At 46.3% G+C, this 24,502-nt stretch carries 16 protein-coding genes and 1 tRNA gene; 10 read left to right on the forward strand and 7 right to left on the reverse strand.

Going from position 1 to position 24,502, the window contains the following annotated elements; genetic code table 11:
- The first annotated feature begins 127 nt into the window (after positions 1-127).
- The 3 genes from dnaE to CIK93_RS03235 all read left to right on the forward strand — a co-directional run bounded on the left by dnaE (position 128) and on the right by CIK93_RS03235 (position 4,588).
- The gene (gene dnaE / locus CIK93_RS03225) at positions 128-3,853 is read left to right on the forward strand and encodes a DNA polymerase III subunit alpha (protein WP_094446558.1); all 3,726 of its coding nucleotides are present in this window, start codon (positions 128-130) and stop codon (positions 3,851-3,853) included.
- An 80-nt stretch (positions 3,854-3,933) separates the two neighbouring features.
- Positions 3,934-4,248, forward strand: a complete 315-nt coding sequence (gene trxA / locus CIK93_RS03230; protein WP_094391263.1) for a thioredoxin — start codon at positions 3,934-3,936, stop codon at positions 4,246-4,248.
- 19 nt (positions 4,249-4,267) lie between these two features.
- Positions 4,268-4,588: a hypothetical protein gene (locus CIK93_RS03235; RefSeq protein WP_094391262.1), complete on the forward strand. Its 321-nt coding sequence runs from the start codon at positions 4,268-4,270 to the stop codon at positions 4,586-4,588.
- Between the two features lie 97 nt (positions 4,589-4,685).
- Here CIK93_RS03235 and tsaE read toward each other — a convergent pair whose 3' ends face one another.
- The 4 genes from tsaE to CIK93_RS03255 form a co-directional block, all read right to left on the reverse strand.
- On the reverse strand, positions 4,686-5,096 hold the full coding sequence (tsaE, locus tag CIK93_RS03240; RefSeq protein WP_094391261.1) for a tRNA (adenosine(37)-N6)-threonylcarbamoyltransferase complex ATPase subunit type 1 TsaE: 411 nt from the start codon (positions 5,094-5,096) through the stop codon (positions 4,686-4,688).
- Positions 5,097-5,115: 19 nt separating this feature from the next.
- Positions 5,116-6,660, reverse strand: coding sequence for a bifunctional response regulator/alkaline phosphatase family protein (locus tag CIK93_RS03245; protein ID WP_094446559.1), 1,545 nt, complete (start codon positions 6,658-6,660; stop codon positions 5,116-5,118).
- Positions 6,661-6,815: 155 nt separating this feature from the next.
- Complete coding sequence (locus tag CIK93_RS03250; RefSeq protein ID WP_094446560.1) at positions 6,816-7,034, reverse strand: hypothetical protein; 219 nt, start codon at positions 7,032-7,034, stop codon at positions 6,816-6,818.
- Between the two features lie 34 nt (positions 7,035-7,068).
- Entirely contained in the window at positions 7,069-7,353 is a 285-nt protein-coding gene (locus CIK93_RS03255; RefSeq protein ID WP_144007605.1) for a hypothetical protein, read from the reverse strand.
- A 767-nt stretch (positions 7,354-8,120) separates the two neighbouring features.
- On the opposite strand from CIK93_RS03255, the gene CIK93_RS03260 reads away from it, so the two are divergent.
- The 4 genes from CIK93_RS03260 to CIK93_RS03275 all read left to right on the forward strand — a co-directional run bounded on the left by CIK93_RS03260 (position 8,121) and on the right by CIK93_RS03275 (position 15,285).
- Entirely contained in the window at positions 8,121-9,089 is a 969-nt protein-coding gene (locus CIK93_RS03260; protein ID WP_094446562.1) for an ROK family protein, read from the forward strand.
- Positions 9,090-9,228: 139 nt separating this feature from the next.
- Complete coding sequence (locus CIK93_RS03265) at positions 9,229-11,220, forward strand: glucosamine-6-phosphate deaminase (protein WP_094446563.1); 1,992 nt, start codon at positions 9,229-9,231, stop codon at positions 11,218-11,220.
- A gap of 31 nt (positions 11,221-11,251) precedes the next feature.
- Positions 11,252-12,118 carry a family 20 glycosylhydrolase gene (locus CIK93_RS03270; RefSeq protein ID WP_254046723.1) on the forward strand — a complete coding sequence of 289 codons (867 nt, stop codon included), beginning with the start codon at positions 11,252-11,254 and terminating at the stop codon, positions 12,116-12,118.
- Positions 12,119-12,141: 23 nt separating this feature from the next.
- Positions 12,142-15,285 (forward strand): glycoside hydrolase family 2 TIM barrel-domain containing protein, encoded by a 3,144-nt coding sequence (locus tag CIK93_RS03275; protein WP_094446565.1) that lies wholly within the window; start codon positions 12,142-12,144, stop codon positions 15,283-15,285.
- A 939-nt stretch (positions 15,286-16,224) separates the two neighbouring features.
- Here the strand turns inward: CIK93_RS03275 and CIK93_RS03280 are convergent.
- Positions 16,225-17,751: a hypothetical protein gene (locus tag CIK93_RS03280; RefSeq protein ID WP_094449276.1), complete on the reverse strand. Its 1,527-nt coding sequence runs from the start codon at positions 17,749-17,751 to the stop codon at positions 16,225-16,227.
- A gap of 345 nt (positions 17,752-18,096) precedes the next feature.
- Between CIK93_RS03280 and CIK93_RS03285 the strand changes: the two genes are divergently transcribed.
- Together CIK93_RS03285 and CIK93_RS13375 are read left to right on the forward strand one after the other, a co-directional pair.
- Positions 18,097-18,846, forward strand: a complete 750-nt coding sequence (locus CIK93_RS03285) for a hypothetical protein (RefSeq protein ID WP_094446567.1) — start codon at positions 18,097-18,099, stop codon at positions 18,844-18,846.
- Positions 18,847-18,870: 24 nt separating this feature from the next.
- Positions 18,871-19,140 (forward strand): hypothetical protein, encoded by a 270-nt coding sequence (locus CIK93_RS13375; protein ID WP_144007603.1) that lies wholly within the window; start codon positions 18,871-18,873, stop codon positions 19,138-19,140.
- A gap of 63 nt (positions 19,141-19,203) precedes the next feature.
- Here CIK93_RS13375 and CIK93_RS03290 read toward each other — a convergent pair whose 3' ends face one another.
- Positions 19,204-22,407: a tetratricopeptide repeat protein gene (locus CIK93_RS03290; RefSeq protein ID WP_254046724.1), complete on the reverse strand. Its 3,204-nt coding sequence runs from the start codon at positions 22,405-22,407 to the stop codon at positions 19,204-19,206.
- 19 nt (positions 22,408-22,426) lie between these two features.
- Positions 22,427-23,680, reverse strand: a complete 1,254-nt coding sequence (locus CIK93_RS03295) for a 3-phosphoshikimate 1-carboxyvinyltransferase (protein ID WP_094446568.1) — start codon at positions 23,678-23,680, stop codon at positions 22,427-22,429.
- A gap of 119 nt (positions 23,681-23,799) precedes the next feature.
- Here CIK93_RS03295 and CIK93_RS03300 point away from each other — a divergent pair.
- Positions 23,800-23,872 (forward strand) — tRNA-Pro (locus CIK93_RS03300).
- The last annotated feature ends 630 nt before the right edge of the window (positions 23,873-24,502 follow it).

The following is a 24,502-nucleotide window of genomic DNA, read 5'->3' on the forward strand; positions in this document are numbered from 1 at the left end:
TGTTTTATTCCATCTGCAAAGGTACGCTATTTTTATCTATTTCACAAATTTTTTATTCCATTCTTTTGGAGTTCTCACCTTTTAGGCGTAACTTTACACCACATTTATCAAACAATAAACAATAGATATGCAAGATTTCATACATTTACACGTCCACACCTATTACTCTATTCTCGACGGTCAGTCGAGCATTAAGAAACTGGTGGATAAAGCCGTTGGGAACGGCATGCGCGGCATGGCCATCACCGACCACGGCGACATGTTTGGCATCAAGGAATTCCACGATTATGTGGGCGGTGTCAACAAGGGACGTAAGAAGGAAGGTCTCGAGCCTTTCAAGCCCATATTCGGATGTGAGATGTATGTGGCTCGCCGTGGTAGCAAGGAGAATCGCCAAGGCAAGGAAGACATGGGCGGTTACCACCTCATTGTGCTCGCTAAGAATTATAAAGGTTATAAGAATCTGATCAAACTGGTGAGCAATTCCTGGATCGATGGTTTCTATATGCGCCCTCGTACCGACCGTGCCGACTTGGAGAAATACCACGAAGGACTCATCATCTGCTCGGCATGTATTGCCGGCGAAGTGCCCAAAAAGATTCTTGACGGTGATATGGCTGGTGCACGCGAAGCTTTGGAATGGTATCACCGCGTGTTTGGCGACGACTATTATCTTGAACTGCAGCGCCATGAGGTGCGCGATCCCCACCAGCGTGCCAACCGCGAAACCTTCCCTTTGCAGCAACAAGCCAACAAGGTATTGATAGAACTGGCACACGAATACGGCATCAAGCTCGTCTGTTCAAACGATGCCCACTTTGTGGATCAAGAGAATGCCGAGGCCCACGACCACTTGCTCTGCCTCTCTACGGGTAAGGATTTGGACGACCCTACACGTATGCTCTACTCCAAACAGGAGTGGTTTAAGACCCGCGAAGAGATGAACGAGGTGTTTGCCGACATTCCCGAAGCCCTCTCGAACACAACCGAAATACTCGATAAGGTTGAGATCTACAGTCTCGACCACGACCCTATCATGCCTTTCTTCCCCATCCCCGAATCGTTTGGTACCGAAGAAGAATGGCGCCAGAAATACACCGAACAACAACTCTACGACGAGTTTACCACCGACGAGAATGGTGAAAACCCTCTCTCGCCAGAGGAAGGAGAGAAGAAAATCAAGAAACTTGGCGGTTACGACAAAATATACCGTATCAAGTATGAAGCCGACTATCTGGCAAAACTCGCCTATGAGGGTGCCCGCAACCGCTATGGCGACCCTATCCCCGACGAGGTGCACGACCGTGTAAAGTTTGAACTGCACATCATGAAGACGATGGGTTTCCCCGGCTACTTCCTCATTGTGCAAGACTTCATCAACTCTGCACGCGATGAACTCGGTGTAATGGTAGGCCCCGGACGTGGCTCTGCTGCCGGTTCTGTGGTAGCCTACTGTCTGGGAATTACAAAGATTGACCCGTTGAAATACGACCTGCTGTTTGAGCGTTTCCTCAATCCCGACCGTATCTCACTTCCTGATATCGATACCGACTTCGACGATGACGGACGTGGTAAAGTGCTGAAATGGGTGGAAGATAAATACGGTCATGAGAACTGTGCGCATATTATTACTTATGCGTCGATGGCAACCAAAAACTCGCTGAAGGACGTGGCTCGTGTGGAAAAGCTGCCCCTTGCCGAAGCCAATGCCCTCTGTAAAGCCATTCCCGACAAGTTGCCCGATGGCAAAAAGATGAACCTCACCAATGCCATAGCCTGCGTGCCGGAGCTGCGCGATGCCGAGGTATCGACCGATTCGAAGATGGCAAACACTATCAAATATGCGAAGATGTTGGAGGGAACGGTGCGCGGTACGGGCATCCATGCCTGCGGATTCATCATCTGTCGAGACCCCATCAGCGACTGGGTGCCGGTATCTACTGCCGACGACCCCGATTTCAAGGGTGAGAAAACCAACTGCACCCAATACGATGGTCACGTCATTGAATCGACCGGACTGATCAAGATGGACTTCCTTGGACTGAAGACACTGTCGGAGTTGAAGGAGGCCTGTGCCATTATCAAGCAGACCCGTGGCATAGAAGTGGATCTCGATACCATCCCGATAGACGATGCCAAGACCTACGAACTCTATCAGCAAGGACGCACCATCGGTACCTTCCAGTTTGAATCGGCAGGTATGCAGAAGTATCTTCGCGAGCTCCACCCTACCGTTTTCGAAGACCTTATCGCCATGAACGCCCTCTACCGACCGGGTCCAATGGACTATATCCCATCGTTTATCGCGCGTAAAAACGGCAAAGAGGAAATCTCCTACGATATTCCCTGCATGGAGAAATATCTGAAAGACACCTACGGCATCACCGTTTATCAAGAGCAGGTGATGTTGTTGTCACGTCAGTTGGCAGACTTCACCCGTGGTGAGAGTGATGCGCTGCGTAAGGCGATGGGTAAGAAGAAAAAGGACATCGTTGATGCGATGAAGCCTAAATTCATCGAAGGCGGCAAGAAAAACGGGCACGATCCTAAGGTATTGGAGAAGATATGGGCAGACTGGGAGAAGTTTGCATCCTATGCGTTCAACAAGTCACATGCGGCATGTTACTCATGGGTGGCATTCCAGACAGCCTATATGAAAGCCAACTACCCTGCCGAGTTTATGGCAGCCATCATGAGCCGACGTCGCGATCAGATTACAGAAATCACCAAACTGATGGATGAATGTAAGGCCATGGGCATTGCAACACTGGGTCCCGATGTGAACGAGAGCTATCAGAAGTTTGGTGTGAACAAGAAAGGAGAGATACGTTTCGGTCTCGCAGCCATTAAAGGCGTGGGCGACCCTGCCGCCATAGCCATCATTACCGAGCGCGAGAAAAACGGTCTTTACAAGGACATCTTCGACTTTGTGCAGCGTGTAAGCCTCAGCGCTGTCAACCGCAAGACGATAGAAAGTCTTGCGCTGAGCGGTGGCTTCGACGGTTTCCGTATTCCGCGCGAAAATTTCTTCGCAAAGAACAACAAGGGCGAATCGTTTCTCGACACCCTTGTGCGCTACGGACAGATGTATCAGGCCGAGCAGCAAGAGGCGCGCAACTCACTCTTTGGTGGTGAAAATGCTGTGGAGATAGCCACACCGCCCATTCCCAAAGGCGAACAGTGGAGCAACATTATGCGACTAAACAAGGAGCGCGATCTGGTGGGCATCTATCTTTCTGCCCATCCGCTCGATGAATATAAAGTGGTGATTGACGCACTTTGCAACACCAAATGTGCCGAACTGGCAGACATCAATGCATTGGCAGACCGCGAAACAGTGGTGCTGGGCGGTATTGTCACCAATGTAGAACAGAAGTTTACCAAGCGTGGCGACCCCTGCGGCTTTGTCACCATCGAGGATTTTGAAGGTTCTGGGCGTCTCGCACTATTCGGCGAAAGCTGGGGACAGATGCGCGGCATGTTTGAAGTGGGAGCCACGGTCTATGTGACCGGCAAGGTGGTTTCGCGCTACTCTCAGTATGGCAATAAAGATGACAACGGCCCTAAAGACCTGCGCGTCTCCTCGGTAGAATACATGCAGAGTGTCAAGGACAAAGCCATTGAGCGCATCACCATCTCTATCGACGTATCGCAACTCGACTCACAGATAGTGACCGAACTGGGCGAACTGGCTCACGAGAGTCCTGGCAAGACCCAGCTGTTTTTCCAATTTGTGGATCAGAGCAAACGCCGCCGCATACTGTTGCGCAGCCAATCGACCGCTATTGATGTGAAACCCGCATTGCTCAACTATATAGAGCAATCGTCTGCCCTGTCGTATAAGATTAACTAAACGGGGAAAATGGCACGATGTTTGCCTTTTAACCCATGAGTGTATAAATACCTATAGTATTAATTAACAAACTTACAATTATGGAATTGAATGTCACAAACGAAAACTTTGCAGAGCTGAAAAACAGCGATCTGCCCCTTGTAGTAGATTTCTGGGCCACATGGTGTGGCCCCTGCCGCATGATAGCTCCTATAGTAGAAGAGTTGGCAAAAGAATATGAAGGTCGCGTCAATGTGGCTAAGTGTGATATTGAGGAGTGTGAAGATATTGCCGCCGAACTGGGCATTCGCAACATCCCCACCCTGCTGTTCATCAAAGGCGGACAGGTTGTTGACAAGTTGGTAGGTGCCCAATCCAAGACTAAGTTGCAGGAGAAGATTGAAAATCTGCTGTAGTACCAATACCCTGACAACAATGACAAGCATTGAAGAAGAGCTTCTCATGGACGAAGAGAACGATGCCCGTGAGGCGGAATATATTCTCCACACCTTGTCCAGCGAGCTTCAAGACCGATACACCACCGATGATATCCGTACTATGATGGATCTCATCGTGGAGTATTACTACGACAGCGGTATGCTGGAGTGTACCGATGCGGAAGTAGAGATAGACCTTCAGGATGTGGCAGACTATGTGGCCAAGCATGCCAAGGAGTACCACGAGAAGGATTATCCGGTAGAAGACGTGTTCTTTGTGGTGCAAGCCGATTTCGACTGGCAGGAACAAAACCTGTAGGAGCCACTCTCGGTTCTGCTACCGCCATACCAAGAACAGGAGGCAATCACGACCTGAAGTCGGTGATTGCCTCCTGTTATGATATGGTTGAGACGGATCAGAACGTCAGCAGACGACTACCGTCGGCTTGTTCTTCGATGGTGACGCGGACGGTATCATCGGGCAATACGTCTTCAATGAGTTCGGGCCACTCTATCAGACAAAGTGCCCCTGAGTAGAAATACTCTTCGTATCCCATGTCATAGACCTCTTCGAGTTTCTTAATGCGATAGAAATCGAAGTGATATACAGGTTGTTGTTCGCCGTCAGTATATTCGTTGACGATGGCAAAGGTGGGCGAAGTGATGACATCGTCACACCCCAGTTCTTCACAAAGTGCTTTGACAAATGTGGTTTTTCCTGCACCCATCTTGCCATAGAAGGCAAAGACACGCGAGCTACCGATATTCTCGATAAACTGTCGTGCGGCGCTGCGTATGGTGTCAAGACCGTTGATCGTGATTTCCATATCTTTATTGTTTTATCTGTTATCTGTTTTTTCCTTTCAGTGTGACCAGTGGGATGATCATCTCTTCCATAGAGATGCCGCCGTGCTGGAACGTGTTGCGATAGTAGGCAACATAGTAGTTGTAGTTGTTGGGATAGGCCAGGAAGGTGTTGCCCGTGGCAAACACATAACTGGTGCTTATATTTGGCGAGGGCAGAAAGACGCTCTTAGGGTCTTTGACGGTAAACACGTCGCGACTTTCACAAGCGAGGTTGCGTCCCAACTTATAGCGCAGATTGGTGTTGGTATTGCGATCGCCAATGATTTTCACCGGTGTATCGGTGCGAATGCTGCCGTGGTCGGTGGTCAGCACAACGCGACAGTCTGCCTGTGACAACCGATGGAGCAACTGGCTGATGGCGGAGTGGCGAAACCAAGAGAGCGTCAGCGAACGGTAGGCAGCCTCATCGTGAGCGAGTTCGCGCACCATCTTTGATTCAGTTCGGGCATGCGACAACATATCGATGAAATTGACCACCACAACATTGAGGCTGTTGCGTTGCAAGAGTTCGTCGGCTTCTGCCAAGAGTTGTTCGGCTTCATCGGTGGCGTTGATCTTATGATAGGAGAAGGTATCGCGACGACGCACGCGGTCGAGGAAAGCTTGTATGAGGTGTGGCTCATTGAGGTTTTTGCTCTCTTCGGCATCTTCTTCAGTCCACCAATCGGGATAGCGTTGCTTGATTTCGCTGGGCATCATTCCTGCAAAGAGGGCATTGCGAGCATATTGCGTGGCAGTGGGCAGAATGCTGCAACACAGTTGTTCGGTGATGTCGTAATCGGTCAGTTCGGTTTCGATAGCCTTCCACTGGTCGTAGCGGAAATTGTCGAACACCACGAGAAAAACTCTCTCACCCTGTTTGAGCATAGGCAATATGTGGTGTTGCATGACGTCGTGGTTCATCGTGAAATCGTGGTGTTGCATCCAATCGACATAGTTGCGCTTCACGAATTTGGCAAATCCGAGATTGGCTTCTGCCTTCTGCATGCGAAGCATGTCTGCCAGTGCTGGATCAGCCGAAACGAGCTTGAGTTCCCAATCTACGAGTTGTCGGTAGAGCACAGCCCAATCGTTCCAACAGCAACAATCCATCATTTGCATGGATAGTTGCTGAAAATGCTGCTGATAGGCAGTTTGCGTGGTTTCTGCCACCAGTTCTTTACGATGGATAAGTTTTTTGAGCGAGAGCAGAATCTGATTGGGGTTGACGGGTTTGATGAGGTAGTCGGCAATATTGCGGCCCACCGCTTCGTTCATGATATTCTCTTCTTCGCTCTTCGTCACCATGACTACGGGCACCGTGGGTTGTATCAGTTTGATGCGTTCGAGCGCTTGCAGTCCGGTAATACCGGGCATCATTTCATCGAGCAGAATCACATCGAACTGCTGTTGCTTACAGAGTTCTACGGCGTCGGTACCGTTGGTAGCGGTCACGACATCGTAGCCCTTTCTTTCCAGAAAGAGCAGATGAGGACGGAGCAGTTCCATCTCATCGTCAGCCCAAAGTATTCGTCCGTTGGTCATTGCTTATTATCAATATGTGTGCAAAATTAGTGTTTTTTTCTGAAATAACCTGCTTTCGCTACTGATAAATGCCATCTGCCTTGGTCATCGACCGCACATGGACTGCCCCAAAACGTCAGCTATCACTGATTAAAATAGCAGATAGAAAAGTAAAATCAATGAATTTGCTGAGGAAATTCAATGAATTTGGTCGGCAATTTCGATGAATTTGCTGAGGAAACTCCGAATTTCAGTCCGTATTTCTCACATGCCTTGGATAGTTCTCCAACGATATCGCCTTCTCCGTTTTTGTATGGAGTATTGCGGATACAATAGTCGGTGTGCTCTTTAGCGAAAGGCAGCATAGCAATAAACTCGTTGATAATCTCTGCCACACGCTCCAGATTCTCTGGAGTATTCTCATATATATTAAGGTACTGTTACCTTTTCTGTAATCAGATTGCCGCAGAAATCGCTTGCAGCAAGAGCCAAACAGTCCATTTCTGGATTCACACCCACGAAATAGCCAGCTGCCGGCATGAGGTCATAGACCATTGGTATGCGTCCGGCAGAGTTATCTTTCTTCCCTGCCTCTCTTACAAGCCCTGCCTTCATGAGTTCGTTGATGACGCATGTAGTAGTAGGAAGACTTACTCCGACCGCCTTCGACATCTCAGGTAGTGTAAAGGCACCTTGCGAGACAAATTTCTCCAATATACGCCCTTGAACTGAGGATTTCTTATTTATATTTTTAATATTTTTAATTATATCACAAAAACATAAATAATATTTTTTATTTGCAAAGATAGACTTTTTTAATATTCATAACTATCATTTTGTGGTTAATAAATCTTAAACCGATAAAAATTATCTGTTTTCATCCAAACTTTTCAGCAACAATTCACCCCACACCTTATTATATATAGAATACAAGCAAAGAAGCACAGACTTGTTTTTACACCAGCAAACGCATCATACGTTACACACCAACAATTTCTCCCAGCATACTCCCATGACCTTCTGCTAATAAATGAGACTTACTTGGGAGGCAGTTGGGACTTACTTTGGATTTGCACAAAAACACCTCTCACGCACAACCAACCACAACCCGAAGACATCCCGAAACCATCCCGAAGATAAAGAAAATCAATACACTTGTGAAAAACAAACCAAATTTTCACATGCAAATGACTAAAACCACAAACACTCAATCGAGCATCCACCATCCACAAGCCACTACAAACAGGCCCAGCACAAGCAAAAACGCAACGATTTCAAGCCATTAAGACCTCATCTCAGAAAAAAAATGATACGTTTTAGAAATATTAACCATAAAACGCTTGCATTATATGATAAAACTTGTAACTTTGTGAAATAAAATATTTTAGTTATCGCATAACTGTTAATAAATTAGTTTATAAATGAGTATTTAGCACCCATCAACGGTATTACTCAAGCAAAAACAATAAGGCAATTGAATTATGGAATACGGCGCAAAATCTTTAGTGATAGGCTTGGATTTGGGAGGAACCAATTCCGTGTTTGGTGTCGTCGATAGCAAAGGCGAGATTATAGCCACTACTTCTATCAAGACACAAGCTTACCCAAGTGTAGATCAGTATATCATGGAATCTGTAAAAGCTATCAAACAGATAGCCGAACAAGTCGGTGGTATGGAAAAGATCCGTGCCATGGGCATTGGTGCTCCATGCGGTAACTATTACAAAGGCACTATAGAACACGCAGCAAATCTGGTTTGGGCCAAAGGTATTGTACCATTAGCCAATATGTTTGTCAACGAATTAGGGATCCCCGTTGTAGTGACCAACGACGCCAAGGCTGCAGCCATGGGTGAGATGAAATATGGAGCGGCTGTTGGCATGAACAACTTTGTAGAACTGACATTAGGCACAGGCGTAGGTTCAGGAATTGTGGCCAACGGTCAACTCATCTACGGATTCGACGGATTTGCCGGAGAGTTGGGCCACATGATTGTTGAGCCAGACGGAAGACCCTGCGGCTGCGGCAGAAAAGGTTGCCTTGAAACCTATTGTTCTGCAACGGGAGTAGTACGCACAGCAATAGCCATGTTGGAAGAATCGTCAGAAACCACCTCTCTGAGAGATATTGCCACCGACAAGCTCACATCATATGAAGTATATAAAGCAGCAATGGCAGGAGACACCATGGCTCAAGAAGTATTCAAACAGACAGGAAGAAGAATCGGTATCGCATGCGCCAATATCGCAACATTCCTAAGTCCCGAAGCATTCATCTTCTTCGGAGGTCTTGCCCAGGCAGGCGAACTGTTGCTCCGTCCGATAGAAGAAGCGTATAACGAAAATGTCCTTTCATTATATAAAGGTAAGGCCAGATTCTTGATGAGCGGTCTTGATGGTGCTAATGCCGCCATTTTGGGTGCCTCAGCCATAGCATGGGACTTAAAATAAACGACTAACAGACCTCATCAGATATATAACAACAACAGAAAGTTATCCTCAAGCCATGAATTGAACTAAACATGTTTAGCAAAACTGTGACGAGAGTATAAAGACTAAAAAGACATCCTATTTAAAATTGATATTGACTATGAGGCTCAATCTTAGTTCACAGATCGTACTTAACAAAGTTCCAGTTGAATTCTACAAGCCAAAGACTACCGTAGAATACTCCGAAATCTCCAGAATGGAGAAGATTCATACCGACATCTTTGCCTCTATGGCAGAAGGTGCCAGTCATGTTGCCGACGGAATCGAAGCCGGCATCAAAGCAGCACAACATGAAGGAAAGTTTTATGTAATGGCATTGGGCACAGGTTCGTCGCTCAGCGCAGTCTATGAAGAACTTATCCGCCGTTATCAGACAAAGAGACTGAGTTTCCGCAATGTAGTCGTATTCAACGCCTATGAATACTATCCGCTCCAGAAGAACAGCTCTATCCGCAGCATCAACCAGTTGAAGGAGCATTTCCTCGACCATATAGATATTGAAGAACAAAATATCTTCACGCTCGACGGTTTTGTAGCGCAAGAGAGCGTACAGGATTGCTGCCGCCTTTACGAACAGCGCATCAAGTCGTTCGGTGGTTTAGACATTGCCCTTATCGGCATTGGCCGTTCAGGAAACATTGCAGCCAACGAACCAGGATCAAGCATCCAGTCGATGACCCGCATCATTCTGATAGGCAACATCTCACGTAAGGAAATGGAAGCAAGTGAGAAAACCAAGGAGACCATCCCTCCCTGCTCACTCACCATGGGTATTGCCACCCTGCTTTCTGCCAAGACCGTATATCTTACCGCTTGGGGTGAGGAAAAGGCAGAGATCATGCAGAAAGTAGTGGAAAACTCTTTCACCGACACACTTCCTGCGTCATTTCTACAGACTCACCCAGATGCTCATGTTGTTCTTGACTTAGGCGCAGCATGCCAACTTACCCGCATCGTACACCCCTGGCTGGTCACATCTTGCCAATGGACAGACAAGATGATCCGTTCTGCCTTGGTTTGGCTCTGCCAGAAAATCGGCAAATCCATATTGAAACTGACCAATAAAGACTATAACGAGAACGGATTGAGCGAGCTCTTGGCCCTATACGGTTCAGCCTATAACGCCAATATCAAGATTTTCAACGATCTGCAGCATACTATCACAGGCTGGCCAGGCGGTAAGCCCAATGCCGACGACACCTATCGTCCAGAGCGCTCTACCCCATACCCCAAGCGCGTCATCGTATTCTCCCCACACCCCGATGACGACGTGATTTCTATGGGCGGCACCATTCGTCGATTGGTACAACAGAATCACGACGTACACGTGGCCTACGAAACTTCGGGAAATATTGCTGTTGGCGACGAGGAAGTTACACGATTCATGCACTTCATCAACGGCTTCAACCAGCTCTTCACCGACTCTAAGGATAGTGTCATCTCTACCAAATACAAAGAAATCAAGTCGTTCTTTGCCAACAAGAAAGAAAGTGACTTCGACACTAAAGACGTGCTGACCATCAAGGGATTGATACGTCGCGGTGAAGCTCGTACCGCATGCACCTACAATCAAATACCCCTCGACCACGTACACTTCCTTGATTTGCCTTTCTACGAAAGCGGTAAGATAGAGAAGTTGCCTATGACCGAAAAGGACGTAGAAATCGTAAGAGCACTATTGCAGAAGGTAAAGCCTCATCAGATTTATGTGGCAGGCGACCTTGCCGATCCTCATGGCACACACAAGAAATGTACCGATGCGGTACTCGCAGCCATTGATCTTGAGAAGGAAGCAGGTGCTGAGTGGTTGAAAGACTGCCGTATCTGGATGTACCGTGGCGCATGGGCAGAATGGGAAATAGAGAATATCGAGATGTGCGTTCCACTTAGTCCAGAGGAATTGAGAGCAAAGCGCAACTCTATTCTCAAGCACCAATCCCAAATGGAGAGTGCACCATTCTTAGGTAACGATGAACGCCTGTTCTGGCAGAGAGCCGAAGACCGCAACCGCGCTACCGCAAAGCTCTATGACCATTTAGGACTGGCTTGCTATGAGGCTATGGAAGCCTTCGTAGAATACAAACCGCTATAAGATAAAACAACTAACAATACTATTCATGAACATGAAAAAGATTCATCAGATATTTTGTTCGTTGGCAGTTTGCGCTATAATGCTGGGTGGTAACACCACTCCAGCATGCGCTGGCGATGTCAATATCATCCCTGTTCCTGTCAAGACGCAGGTCATGAAAGGGGAATTTGTGTTACCACAAACAGTAACCATCTCCTATCAAACACCCGAAGGCAGAAACATAGCCCAATATCTTGCCGACAAGCTAAAAGCCTCAACAGGATATGCCGTAAGTCTTGGCGAGAAGAAGGGACATATCTCCATACAAATCACTCCCTCCTTGAAGATGACAGACGAAGGCTACCGCCTCACGGTCACTTCCAAAGGTGTGGTTATCAAGGCGAAGACTGGCAAAGGTGCTTTCTACGGCATGCAGAGCTTTATGCAACTGTTACCCGCACAGATAGAAAGTCCCGTTATGGTAAGCGGAGTGAAGTGGGCCGCACAATGTTGCGACATCACAGACGCCCCACGTTTCGGCTATCGCGGTTTCCACCTCGACCCATGCCGCCATTTCATCACGGTGGAGAATGTGAAGAAACAGTTGGATCTGATGTCCATGTTCAAGGTAAACACGATGCACTTCCACCTCACCGAGGACCAAGGCTGGCGCATAGAAATCAAGAAATATCCTAAACTGACCTCTGTTGGCAGTCTGCGCACCGAAGGCGACGTAAAGGCAAGTACGATGAACGACAGCTCTGTGGCATTGGCCAAAGGGTTACACCCCATCAAGGTCGTCTTCTTGGCAAATATCATTGGAGGATGGCCTTCATGGTGGAGCAGTACCGCTATTGAAATGCGTAAAGACAACGAAAAGGAGTTTACCGCTGTTGGTGGCTCTCAACTATTCAGATAATTTAAAACAATAATTATAGATCTATGAATTTCAGAAGAATTGTAAAAGTATCGATTTGCCTCGCCATGCTTTCTGTAAGTACTGGCCTATGGGCTCAGAATGAGTCACGCTGGCAAAATGTGGACATCAATCAGCAAAACCGCGAACCGCGTCGTGCATCTTTCTTTGCATACGAGTCGCAGGACAAGGCTCAAGGCTTTGACAAAAAGAAGTCTGCCAACTATCTTTCGATGGAGGGCATGTGGAAATTCAATTTTGTAAAGGACCACAACAAGCGTCCCGCAAAATTCTTTGCAGTCAACTATGACGATTCAAAGTGGAAAGACTTCCCCGTTCCCGGACTTTTCGAACTGAACGGTTACGGTGATGCCACCTATAAAAACGTGGGCTATGCGTGGGCAACTCAGTTTGACCCTAATCCACCTTATATCAGCGAGACCAACAACTATACCGGTTCTTACCGTCGCACATTCGACCTTCCCACGGATTGGAAAGGCAAAGACGTATATTTCCACGTAGGTTCTGCTACAAGCAACCTGACTCTTTGGGTCAACGGTAAGTATGTAGGCTATAGCGAAGACAGCAAGGTTGCTGCTGAATTCAACATCTCCAAATATCTCAAACCTGGCAAAAACCTGATTGCCATGCAGGTGATGCGCTGGTGTGACGGTTCCTATTTCGAGGACCAAGACTTCTGGCGCTTTACAGGTATCGCACGCGAAGTTTATCTCTATGCACGTCCCAAACTGCATGCTGCCGACATCCGCTTGGATGCTGGACTGGAAAACAACTATCGCGACGGTGTGTTGAACTATAACGTTTCGCTGAAGGGCGGTAAGACCGATGTTGCGATTGCCTTGTTTGACAAGGATGGCAAACAGATTGCCGAGGCCTCTGGAGCGCAGGGTACGATCAAAGTGCCTAACGTAAAGGCATGGACTGCCGAGACTCCCAACCTCTACAAAGCATTTATTACGCTGAAAAACAAGCAGGGCATATTGGAAGTGATTCCACAGAAGATCGGTTTCCGCAACGTGGAAATCAAGAATGCACAATTGCTGATCAACGGACAGCCTATCCTCATCAAGGGTGCCAACCGTCATGAAGTAGATCCAGACGGTGGTTATCTGGTTAGCGTAGAGCGCATGATTCAGGACATCAAGATTATGAAGCGACTGAACATCAATGCTGTTCGCACCTGCCACTACCCAGACGACCCACGTTGGTACGACCTTTGCGATGAATACGGATTGTATATCACTGCCGAGGCAAATCTCGAAACACACGGTATGGGCTACGGCGAGAAGTCGCTTGCTAAATTCCCAGAATACCTCCTGCCCCACATTGAGCGCAACGAAGGCAATGTGAAAAGCTTCATCAACCATCCTTCTATCATCGTATGGAGCTTGGGTAATGAGGGTGGCTATGGTATCAACTTTGAAAAAACCTATGATTGGGTGAAGGCACAAGACACCACACGCCCCGTACAGTATGAGCGTGGCGGATACGACAGCAAGACTGACATCCATTGTCCTATGTATGTTGACTATAAAGGAAGCGAGAAGTATTGCCAAAGCGATGGCACAAAGCCCTACATCCAGTGTGAATATGCCCATGCCATGGGTAACTCAGAGGGAGGTTTCAAGGAGTATTGGGATCTCATCCGCAAGTATCCAAAATACCAAGGTGGTTACATCTGGGACTTTGTAGATCAGGGTCTGCGCGACAAGAGCCCCATCACCGGTAAGGAAATCTTCACCTATGGTGGCGACTACGGTCGCTATCCTGCCAGCGACTACAACTTCAACTGCAATGGCATCATTGCTCCCGACCGTCGTTTGAATCCTCACGCTTATGAGATTCAGTATTATCATCAGAACATCTGGATTAACGATTTCGATGCTGTAAACGGTGCATTCAAGGTGTATAATGAGAATTTCTTCAAGACCACCGATAACCAGAATCTGACTGCCACCGTCTATGCCAACGGTCAGAAGCTCACCGTTGTTGAGATTCCAGAGGCAAAGGGTATCGCTCCTCAGACCACCAAATTGATCAAGAGCGACGCTTTGAAATATGCTATTGGTGAGGCTGAATCGAAACATGCCAAAGAGGAAATCACCGTCAACTTCGCATTTGCCAGCGACGGCACAGAAGCTCTGGTTGATAAAGGCCAAGTGACTTCACGCCAGCAATTCATTGTCAGCGAGTATCAGTTCGACAAGCTGGAGGCTCCTGAAATGGCCGAAGCACCTGCCAAAAACGGCAAGATGCAAGCTGCAAGCAACATTGAGGTGGAAGAAACCAACGCCTATGTGAAGGTGACTGCCAACAGAATGACTGTCACAGTTGGCAAGGCTACTGGTATGATTGACTATCTCGATGTGGATGGCGAACCCATGCTGAAGTTCCGCGAAAGCATGAAGCCTGAGTTCTGGCGTGCACCTACCGACAACGACTTTGGCGCATCTCTGCAGAAAGAGTTGCGCGTTTGGAGAAATCCACAGATGAAGTTGACCTCATTCAACAAGTCTGTCGGCACCGACAACGTGGTGCTTACCGCCCAGTTTGACATGCCTGAAGTGAAGGCACAGCTGATGCTTACCTATCGCATCAATACCGCCGGCGAGGTGATCGTCACCGAGAAGATGACCACCGACAAGGAGGCTAAGGTAGCCGATCTGTTCAGATATGGTATGCAGTTACAGATGCCCGAAACATTCTCTAAGCTGGAATACTACGGCAGAGGTCCCGAAGAAAACTATATCGACCGCCACTCTTCAGCCTTTATCGGCAAATATGAGGCTAACGTGAAGGATGAGTATTATCCATACGTTCGTCCACAAGAGAGCGGTAACCATACCGACATTCGCTATTTCTCTATCTTCAATCCCGCTACTGGCAAGGGACTGACCTTCGAAAGCAACGCCCCCATGGAGTGCAGCGCCATTCCATACCTGGTAGAAGATTTGGATTCTGGCATCAAGAAAGAGCATGCTTGGGGACAACATAGTGGCGACTTGGTAGAAAAAGGACTTGTTCAGCTTCACATCCAGCAACGCCAATATGGTTTGGGATGCATTAACAGTTGGGGAGCAAAACCAATGGAGAAATATCGTCTCCACTATGCAGACCGTGAATTTACCTTTAAAGTAAAAGCTAAATAGGAAACACATTTGGCATAAAACAGGACATTAGTATTGGAATTTTAGGTTTATTTTTAGGGTAAAACCGCTTGACCCATCCGCTAAGGACCAGTCAAGCGGTTCTTCTTTTTCCATTGTTATCTTTCTACGTATCCTATTTCTTCCGAATCATGATTTGCCTTGTTGCTATTTGACAATAAAACTAATAAATTTCCAGTACAATACGCTGAAGGAGACACACTATCATTTCTGTTTCCATAAGGGCATACAGCTCCGAATATCACATTTTGGCAATTCTCTGTATTACAAAGCGTTATTGTCACATTCAACGATTCATATTCGGGTTTACCAAGCACCTTTCAAGCATCTTTCAAACACCCAACAATCGTGAGGCATACGTCCACACGTTGTAAACGAATATTATTTTCAGGTTTTTTCAAACCGCTGACAAAAGTATTATCCAACGTTTGATAAAAGTATTATCCAACGTTTGATAAAAGTATTATCCAACGTTTGATAAAAGTATTATCCAACGTTTGATAAGAGTGTTGTCAAACGTTAGACAAGAGCCTTTTCAACGTTAGAAACAAGTGTTGTCAGCTATTGGAAAAGGGTATTATCAAATATTGGGAGCAAGTATTTTATGATATTGGGAAGGGGTGTTATCAAGCGTCAACAACTTCATTTCATGCATCGGTTTCTATCGGGTTTGTAGTTTTGGAATGTTGTCAACAAATAATTTTGGGTGGTCGATGGGTGGTCGAAATCGCCAATACAACACCATCGACCACCCGCCTAAAAACATTGTGCCTCAACATTTTATACCACACCGGTGGTCGAGTGGTCGATTTTTTGCAACATCGCGTGCGCATGCGCGTGAGAGGAATGCACCAAAGCCAACTGATATTTCATTTGGTTATATAATGACTTCAGGCATCTTCGTGTGTTGCAAAATCATTTTCAATTAATGCTTTTGCTGCGTATCCGGCTTTTGTTTGCACGTACCGTATTATAAGAAATGCCCATCGTCTTTGCCACACTTTCATCATTATAGCCAAGACGATAAAGGGTTTCAAAGAACTGGAGCTTTACCGAGAGGCGGTTATAATCAGTTTCGAGATGCAACACAAAGTCTGGATCCTGACTACGATAGTACTCCATAAAATTTTGGAAATCTTTCTTGTCCCACATCACCACGGTATCGCCACGTTTGATATGTTCGTAACAACGGCGTCCGTCAACCATTATCTGGCTGTGCTTATGATGGAGATCGGAAATATTTCGAGTCAGTCTCTTTACTTCTTTCTTCGATTTGATTTCATTCTTTGCCATGACCGTCGCCCGCTCATGCATCTTTTTCATATGCCATTTGCTACGTCGGACTATGACAAAAGAGAGCAACGAAACGGAGATAAGTCCCATCGTTACGGCAATAATGATAAAGAGCAAACGTATCTGTTCATCTACCGAATTCATCAGAGCAAGGTCATTGTCTGCCTTATACTCGGCAGCTTCCGCAAGCGAATGTCTCGACAATTTAGTCAAACTATCATTCAAGGTGATGATCTTAGAAGCCAATTGGTCGGCCAATACCATATTGTTGTCTTGCTGTGCATACTGTCGCAAGGCTTTTTGTATCGTCACTTGCTGTTGCAGGGTGGCATTGTTCTGTGCCTGATGCCATTCTGCCACAGCCTGTTGGGTGTAACCTTGCCTCTCATAGAGTTGTGCCAGAAGAATACGACAACGGGGACTGGATTTGATTTGCAAAGCTCGCCGATAACATTGCACAGCCTGGTCGGGCTTTCCTTCAGAGAGCATTCCCTGCGTGGTCCATAGCAAGGCACGATGCTCATCATCCATTATTTTCTGCTTAGTTTGCGCTCTTTTCTGATAGTATGCAGCACTATCGTTCTTGTGAAGCACAGCATAATTGGCTGCCATACGAGTAAATGTGTGCGCCACCCATTGTGGATTATTCACCTGTTGAGTAAGCATAAGCCGGCTATAATCGTAGGTCAACGAGGTTTTACTATTATCGTTTTCGAAGTGGAAAAGGCTTAATGCAGTCAGTATGCGATATTTCAATCTGTCATCACCAGTATGTCTTGCAAAGTCTTCTGCTATCCTTTCATCACATATAGCATTAAACACATATCCTTTATTATACTGTGCCAAAGCCTCATAATGGTAGGCATAAGCCATAAGACGCTCGTTGGACAACAACAATGTCATTCGGTCACTCAATTGTCTATCATCACATCCTCGTCCTGTTTCGACAGCAGCCGCCACCGTCAACAGTTCATAATATGCAGAGTCTTGGCTACGTTGTATATCACCGATTTTCATCGTAGAAAGCATTGCAACGGCAGAGTCTGTCATACCTTCATCCAATAGGCAATCGACAGCCACAAGTTGTCGATGTTCACTACTCAGACAGCCAACAAGGGTGCCAAACAATGTCAATATACATAGTAACAATTTCATTTATGCTTGCCTATTGTTATTGTTATTTCGGCATCAAAGTTAAGCTTTTTCCGTTAAAATCACAAGGGAATATTACTTCTACATGTTGCAATTTTCGCATATAGTCTTTTCTATTATTCGCTGCAACCACCTCATATTCTGACTTTTACAAACAGATAGCAGATGCAACATTTGATATATTAATATATGTTAAATGCTTTTTCGCTAAAAAAAACACTTATAATTTTGCCACAGCAAGAACATTATTATCGCTTATTTACAAATAAATGATGTACACATCAATAATAATTAACTTAAAACAATAAAAAGAAAATGAAAAAAACATGCTTAATTATGTTAGCAACAATGATAGGTATCATTTTTGCGTGCAAACCTTTTGCAGAGAACATCTCACAGTTTGATCAAAACAAGGTATATCAAAAAGAGCTCAAGTCATTTTATGAAAAACAATGTTCATTATGGAACAAATTCAACACCAAATCCTTCACTAGGACAGGAGACTTAAATAGTGTCATTGGTTATGACGAATTTGAAAATGACGAACTGTTCCAGCAAATCAAAATTGATTTGATAGCATTTTGTAAGGAACACCAAGATATTTTGAACTATAATTTAGAAGAGGAACAACAATATCAGAATATTAACGAACTTACAATTGATGAACGTAATTCTTTATTAAATCAAAGTGCCTCACACGAGTTTTGTCATACTATTCAAAATATAGAAAATAGTGACTATTCAGTTATTGATATTGAGAGCATACTAGCCAATCCGTCGTTAAGCCCTAAAGAGCAATTATGTTTGATTTATATGTCTGCTGTCATTAATAGTAGTACTGACAAGGATATTTTATCTTTTAATTCTAGCAAGGATTGTTTAGGAGTTTTTAATAAAGGTAGAAGGGTTTGTTTAAGAGATTATCTCGTAGGTTGTGCACTGTCATTTTTTGGCACTCCATTCTTGGCTACACTTCAAATTGCATACTCTACATATCAATATATTGAATGTGATAAGACAGGAAAGGCCTTATACAAAGCATGCACCCATAGTTATAGCAATCAAGAAACAGATAGCATAAAAAAAACAGAAAACTAAATCATATAACTAACAGGTTATAATATGAAAATAAATCATTTATCAAAACGGGCGGTATGGTCGTATTTCCTTATATGTTGGATGCTCTTAGGGGTATTGGTAACATCCCACAATATCGACGATAAAGTATTCATCTATACGCTCAATATAGTGTCCGCCCTATTTTTCATCGTGTTCTGCATGTATCTTATGAGCGATATTAAAGAAAAGAAATCATGGTATATATCGGCACTATACTGCATTGCGATGATCCTTGCCTACATCGTAGCAAAGGGGTGGATACGATATTATTGAGCAAATTACAGGATTGGAGCGCTATAAACTACAGACTAAAACTGGAGATTATATCGCTCCTCCCTACCGATAGAAGTCATCGTCGAAATCGATGACGATGGGTTGGTCGGGAGAAGAGGACGGCATGGGAAGCTGATCTTCATCGGCATCATCATCGGTTTCACGGTCGGCAGACTGCTCAACGATTGTTTCGGGACTGTTGAGCAACGGATGGGAATCGGTCTTGACGGGAGCAAGCGTTTCTTGGAAGAAACGGTCGTAGTCGTCGTAACTATACTGTGTGCCGAGCAACGGCAGGTTGTCTTCACTAATGATGATGCGACGACATCCCTTCAACCGAACTGTCATCTGTGGGGTTTCATAAAGATGGCGGGCATACTGCAAAGCCTCATCGTAGGAACGGAAACCGCTAACGGTGAGTCGATGAACGGGATCCTCACTATTGACAGCAATCTCGAAATTGCGCACCAAATAGGAGGTAAAATTATAACGTGCCAATTCATAGAGCAGTTGGTTTTGGTTCACACTATCGGGATGGAACGCTAAAACAAAAGCAAAACGCACATCGCGACGAAGGCTGAGCGTATCAACGACCGTACTGTCTGAAGATTCTGCCAAGGCATGTTGTCGCCAGATATCGTCCTTGGGGCGCATGGCACCCTGTGGTCGGCGGCCCTGCTGAAGTCCACGGAGAATGTGACCAGCCATTGGGCCGACCTCACTATCAGGATAATCCTCTACTACTCGTTTCAGTTGTTGCGCCGACTTATCTACCCTACCCTCGTTGAGCAGGCTCAAAGCTTCTACGAACAAGAACTTGGAACGATGGGCACCATGGGAGAAACGCTGGGCAGAGAGTTGCACATTGGCTGCCACTTCTTGGTAACGTTCCTGACAGAAAGCCTCATAAGTAGCAGCATAGAGCGAGTCTTCTAAATGTTGACCGAAACGCTGGTTGTCGGCATAATAAGGATTGGAGAGCAGTTGGGTCCACTCGCTTTGCGGATACTGACATTGTAATCGCACAAGAGCAGAATCGGCATCAGCCATCCGTCCCTCACGTGCATTCATCAGATAGAGATGATACCATGCCAAATCGTTGAGTGAATCGGTGGGCCATCGATCTACAAGATAGGTAAACATGCGACGGGCCAAGGCGAGATTTTCCACCTTATCTTTCATGATGACCGCAGCAGGCAATAGTGCTTCGCGCATCTTGCGATCGCTCTCAGCTTTTTGTTCGGCGGTGAAAGGCAGCTGTGCCAAATGGTATTCGCGAGTAAAAGGATTGAGCTGGGTGGTATCGCTCTCGGTATCTGTTGCAGAAACTGTCGTTTTTGCAGAATCGGCATCAACCTCTGTTTCATGATCAGCCTCACCATTCAACGATGGTACGACGGAACGATTACTGCGTTGCCAATCGTCTTCGTTGGGGCGTTTGCCCCAAAGTTGTTCAAAACGAATGCGACCTTGACTGACAAGTTGCGGATTGTAGAAATACCAAGTGGAGGCTTTTGTATCATTACCGACAGCCGACATACCATTATTTTTGGGGTTTTGCGTCTCCCATTGACTTTGCATTTCGGCATCCTGCTGTGCGCGTTTGGCCTCTCGTTCGGCATTTTTCAATTCCGCTATATGGCGGTCTATCACCTTGAGGCGATCTGCTTCAGGCATGGCAACCAAGCGTTGCAACGAGTCTTCCAGATGGACAGCATCGGTCAGGGGAACCAACTGGTCAAGAATTTCCGACCTGCGATTCACTTCCTTATAGTATGGGAGGTCGGTATCGATAAGTCCCACAGCCTCACTATAGCATCGGCGTGCATCGGCATAGGCTTCACGCTGCCAATAGAGTTGCGCCAATTGGAGGAGTAAAGCTCCCTTCTCGGTGCCATTTCTGGTAGATCGACGTGCACCTTCTTCGTATGATGCAATGGCTTGCAACGTATCGCGCTGGGCTAAACGAATATTGCCGATGGCATAATGGATTTGGTCGAGATAGTCTTTATTATTGTCTGACGCAGCCATTCGTTGCAACTTACGTATCATACCCTTAGCATCGGCAGAGGCCATCACCTCGGTTTGTGAGATGCGTGCATTAAACTCCAATTCGTAAGGCGGTTGCAGACGAACCACATGGCGATAAGCCTCGAATGCCTGTTGGGAATGACCTTGATGTTGTTCAATCTGTCCCACAATATACCAGAGACGGGCTTTGCGTTGGCGGCGACGCTCATGACGTATGCAACGCATGAGATAACGCGTGGCATCGGCATATTGTCCGGTGCGAAGATAATGGTCGGCAAGGGTAAAATCCCAATCTGCCACAGCCTGACGGGGTATGCTGTCGCGGCGCTGATTGGTGATGAGATCTTCGGTTTCGTAGCGCCATCCCATCTCCGCATAGCATTTGGCTTGCCATGCCCGAGCACGGGCAAGGATGATGGGTTGCGTTTTGTATAACCGTGCCATATAACCAAAGGTGGCAGCAGACTCTTCAAAATTTCCTGCATGAAACTGTGCTTTGCCCAAAAGAAGCCAAGCACGCCAGAGAAACGGATTGTATTCATGGCGATTGAGCCACTCTATATCGGCTTTAGTCTTGCGTCGTTGCTTGTTCCATTCGGGGCGCCGCTTGATGCTATGACGGCGAATGGCTTTCTCCGACTTCTCTATCGTACAGTCAAAATGACTTGTTCCGATACTGCGGCTCTGCTTGTTGCCCACCGCATAGATTGGCAACAACTGGGTATAGTCGTCTCGATTGCCGCGTTCCTGTTCGTCGCATCCTTCGATAAAGGCTTGCGATGCATTGAAATAGGTATTGTAGCGAGCATTGAACGCATGCCACATTCGTGTCTGACTGTTATTTCGCTGTGTAGAACACGAGGCGGCAACGAGTATGGCGAGCAGCAGTATGATGGGAGTAAGTGGCAGACGATCTGTGGCCGAAGGCCTATCGTCTGACGCGTCATCTGTATCCTCGTCTGACTCGTCGCTATGAACATCGGTCACGCAATTGCCGTCATCGCCATCATCTCCATCGGTATCAGCAGATGCAGCGACACGTGCTTTTTCCTCTTTTCGCCGACGAGACTCCTCCATCATACAGGCTATCTTACACGAACCGTCATCGTGGCTTGTGCAGGAAGCGCAGTCGTGATCGCCACGTACCACGGGGCTATCGCTGTCGCCAATAGACAGCAAGGCCGCCAAAAGGCCGAGGGCTCCGATGGCAATGAGGGCGAAGAGGAGAAAGTTCATAGCATATAGCGATTAAGAATTATCGTTGTTGGATTTGGAAACCACAATGGCGAAGGTCGTCCCAATAGTGGGGATACGACTTGGTGACCACCTCTGGATGGTTGATACGCAGACTGGGGAAACGCAATGCGGCAGGTGCAAAGGCCAACGCCATGCGATGGTCTTCGTAGGTATCGATACCGTCGGCATAGTCTGGCTCGCAACGTTCACCGTCCCATACGAGTTCGCTGTCGTTGATATCATAGATGACAAATCCCAATTTGCGCATTTCTGTCTTCAATGCCGATATGCGGTCGGTCTCCTTAATCTTAAGGGTGGCAAGTCCACGGAAATGGAATGGCACACCAAGCAAAGCGCAAGTGACCACAAAGGTCTGGGTCAAATCGGGCGAATTGACAAAGTCGTATTCCAAACGGGGTACGCAACGGCCTGAATGGCGAAGGGTCACCTTGGTGGGAATGTCCTGTTCGGTTGTGGCAAACTGTGTTTTCACACCGAGCAAGCTGAAGATATATCGCACCGAGGAATCGCCTTGTTTGGAGGCATCCATCAGTCCGTTGAGGATCACCTCGTCGTCATCGCCAGTTGCCAGAGCCATCATCTCATACCAATAGGATGCGCCGCTCCAATCATTCTCAATACGGTAGGCACGGTCATGGTATGGTTGGGACTTCACCGTAATAGTCTCATAGTCTGACCATTCGGCATCGGCACCAAACTCGCGCATGGTCCATAGGGTCAGATCGATATAGGGTCGTGAGATAATATCACCTTTCAAGCGGAGCGTCAGGCCTTGTTGCAAGGTCGGACCTATCATCAACAGGGCGGAAATAAACTGTGAACTGATATTGCCTGGCACTTCGAGCAGACCGCCATCAAGGCGGTGACCCTTGACAAGCAGAGGCGGAAAGCCTTCTTCTCCCACATAGGTGATGTCAGCACCAAGGTAGCGCAGCGCATCAACAAGCACATGAATAGGGCGATGTTTCATGCGTTCAGTACCAGTCAGCACGTGTTCCTCGCCTTCTTTCACCGAAAGCAGGGCTGTCATGAAGCGCATGGCAGTACCTGCAGCCTTGATATTGATCTCATAAGGATTATCGCGCAAAGCGGAAATTATCACTTCGGTATCGTCACAATCCGATAGGTTTTCGGGTAAGATAGAGCCTCCAGCCAGCGCATGAATAACGAGCGCACGGTTGGAAATACTCTTCGATGCAGGTAGGATTGCTGTATGTTTTAATTCCTTTGGAGCTGTTATTTCGTATTGCATATATTATAATTAGGTTTGTTTAGAGATACAAAGGTAGTGTTTTTGGGGATAAATACAAAAAAAAGTGAAACAAAAATTTGGATATTACAAATTATAGCTGTACCTTTGCACTCGCTTATCGGGATTTAGCGCAGTTGGTAGCGCACACGTCTGGGGGGCGCGAGGTCGCTGGTTCGAGTCCAGTAATCCCGACTAAGACAAGAGCTGTATCTCTTATGGGATGCGGCTCTTTTTTGTTTTCCGCCATTATTCAAAGCTCCCTCAACCTGCCGTTGACTCATATCGACAAGCCAATAAAAAGAATCTCCCGACACATTACGCAGACATTTCGAATGTACAACAAATGCTATCCCAAAAGCATCAAGAAGATACTCCCAAGGCAATACGAAGACAGTCCCAAGTAAATACGCAGATACTCCCAAGTAAATACGCAGACAGTCCCAAGATTTTCAAAACGAATCCCGAACACATCCCGAAGTCATCCCGAAGGAAGGTGGTGGATTATGACATGATGATTTTATATGGCGCAATTGAATTCAATAGACATACTATTATAAAAGAAATGGCACGTATCCCTACGCACCATTTCTAAAAACCAATTAATCATGATTTTCCTTAAAAACCATAATATCTCCGTTTCGTAGCTCTGGTGGAACACCAGTCAATTAGCTTTAAAAACTATCATTTCTTTTTTTTACCCTAAATAATATTACCAAACTACTAAAACTAATAACTACGATGCAAAGATACGACGTTATTTCGATATACTCTTTGTCGTAAGTACCCTAAACTTTAGTAATACTAAATCAAGTCGCAAAAAGT

Source organism: Prevotella sp. P3-92 (assembly GCF_002251205.1).
Lineage (GTDB): Bacteria > Bacteroidota > Bacteroidia > Bacteroidales > Bacteroidaceae > Prevotella.

Coding starts and splice junctions, on each gene's coding strand:
- dnaE (WP_094446558.1), top strand. CDS start 128: ATGCAAGATTTCATACATTTACACGTCCACACCTATTACTCTATTCTC.
- trxA (WP_094391263.1), top strand. CDS start 3,934: ATGGAATTGAATGTCACAAACGAAAACTTTGCAGAGCTGAAAAACAGC.
- CIK93_RS03235 (WP_094391262.1), top strand. CDS start 4,268: ATGACAAGCATTGAAGAAGAGCTTCTCATGGACGAAGAGAACGATGCC.
- tsaE (WP_094391261.1), bottom strand. CDS start 5,096: ATGGAAATCACGATCAACGGTCTTGACACCATACGCAGCGCCGCACGA.
- CIK93_RS03245 (WP_094446559.1), bottom strand. CDS start 6,660: ATGACCAACGGACGAATACTTTGGGCTGACGATGAGATGGAACTGCTC.
- CIK93_RS03260 (WP_094446562.1), top strand. CDS start 8,121: ATGGAATACGGCGCAAAATCTTTAGTGATAGGCTTGGATTTGGGAGGA.
- CIK93_RS03265 (WP_094446563.1), top strand. CDS start 9,229: ATGAGGCTCAATCTTAGTTCACAGATCGTACTTAACAAAGTTCCAGTT.
- CIK93_RS03270 (WP_254046723.1), top strand. CDS start 11,252: ATGAAAAAGATTCATCAGATATTTTGTTCGTTGGCAGTTTGCGCTATA.
- CIK93_RS03275 (WP_094446565.1), top strand. CDS start 12,142: ATGAATTTCAGAAGAATTGTAAAAGTATCGATTTGCCTCGCCATGCTT.
- CIK93_RS03280 (WP_094449276.1), bottom strand. CDS start 17,751: ATGAAATTGTTACTATGTATATTGACATTGTTTGGCACCCTTGTTGGC.
- CIK93_RS03285 (WP_094446567.1), top strand. CDS start 18,097: ATGATAGGTATCATTTTTGCGTGCAAACCTTTTGCAGAGAACATCTCA.
- CIK93_RS13375 (WP_144007603.1), top strand. CDS start 18,871: ATGAAAATAAATCATTTATCAAAACGGGCGGTATGGTCGTATTTCCTT.
- CIK93_RS03290 (WP_254046724.1), bottom strand. CDS start 22,407: ATGAACTTTCTCCTCTTCGCCCTCATTGCCATCGGAGCCCTCGGCCTT.
- CIK93_RS03295 (WP_094446568.1), bottom strand. CDS start 23,680: ATGCAATACGAAATAACAGCTCCAAAGGAATTAAAACATACAGCAATC.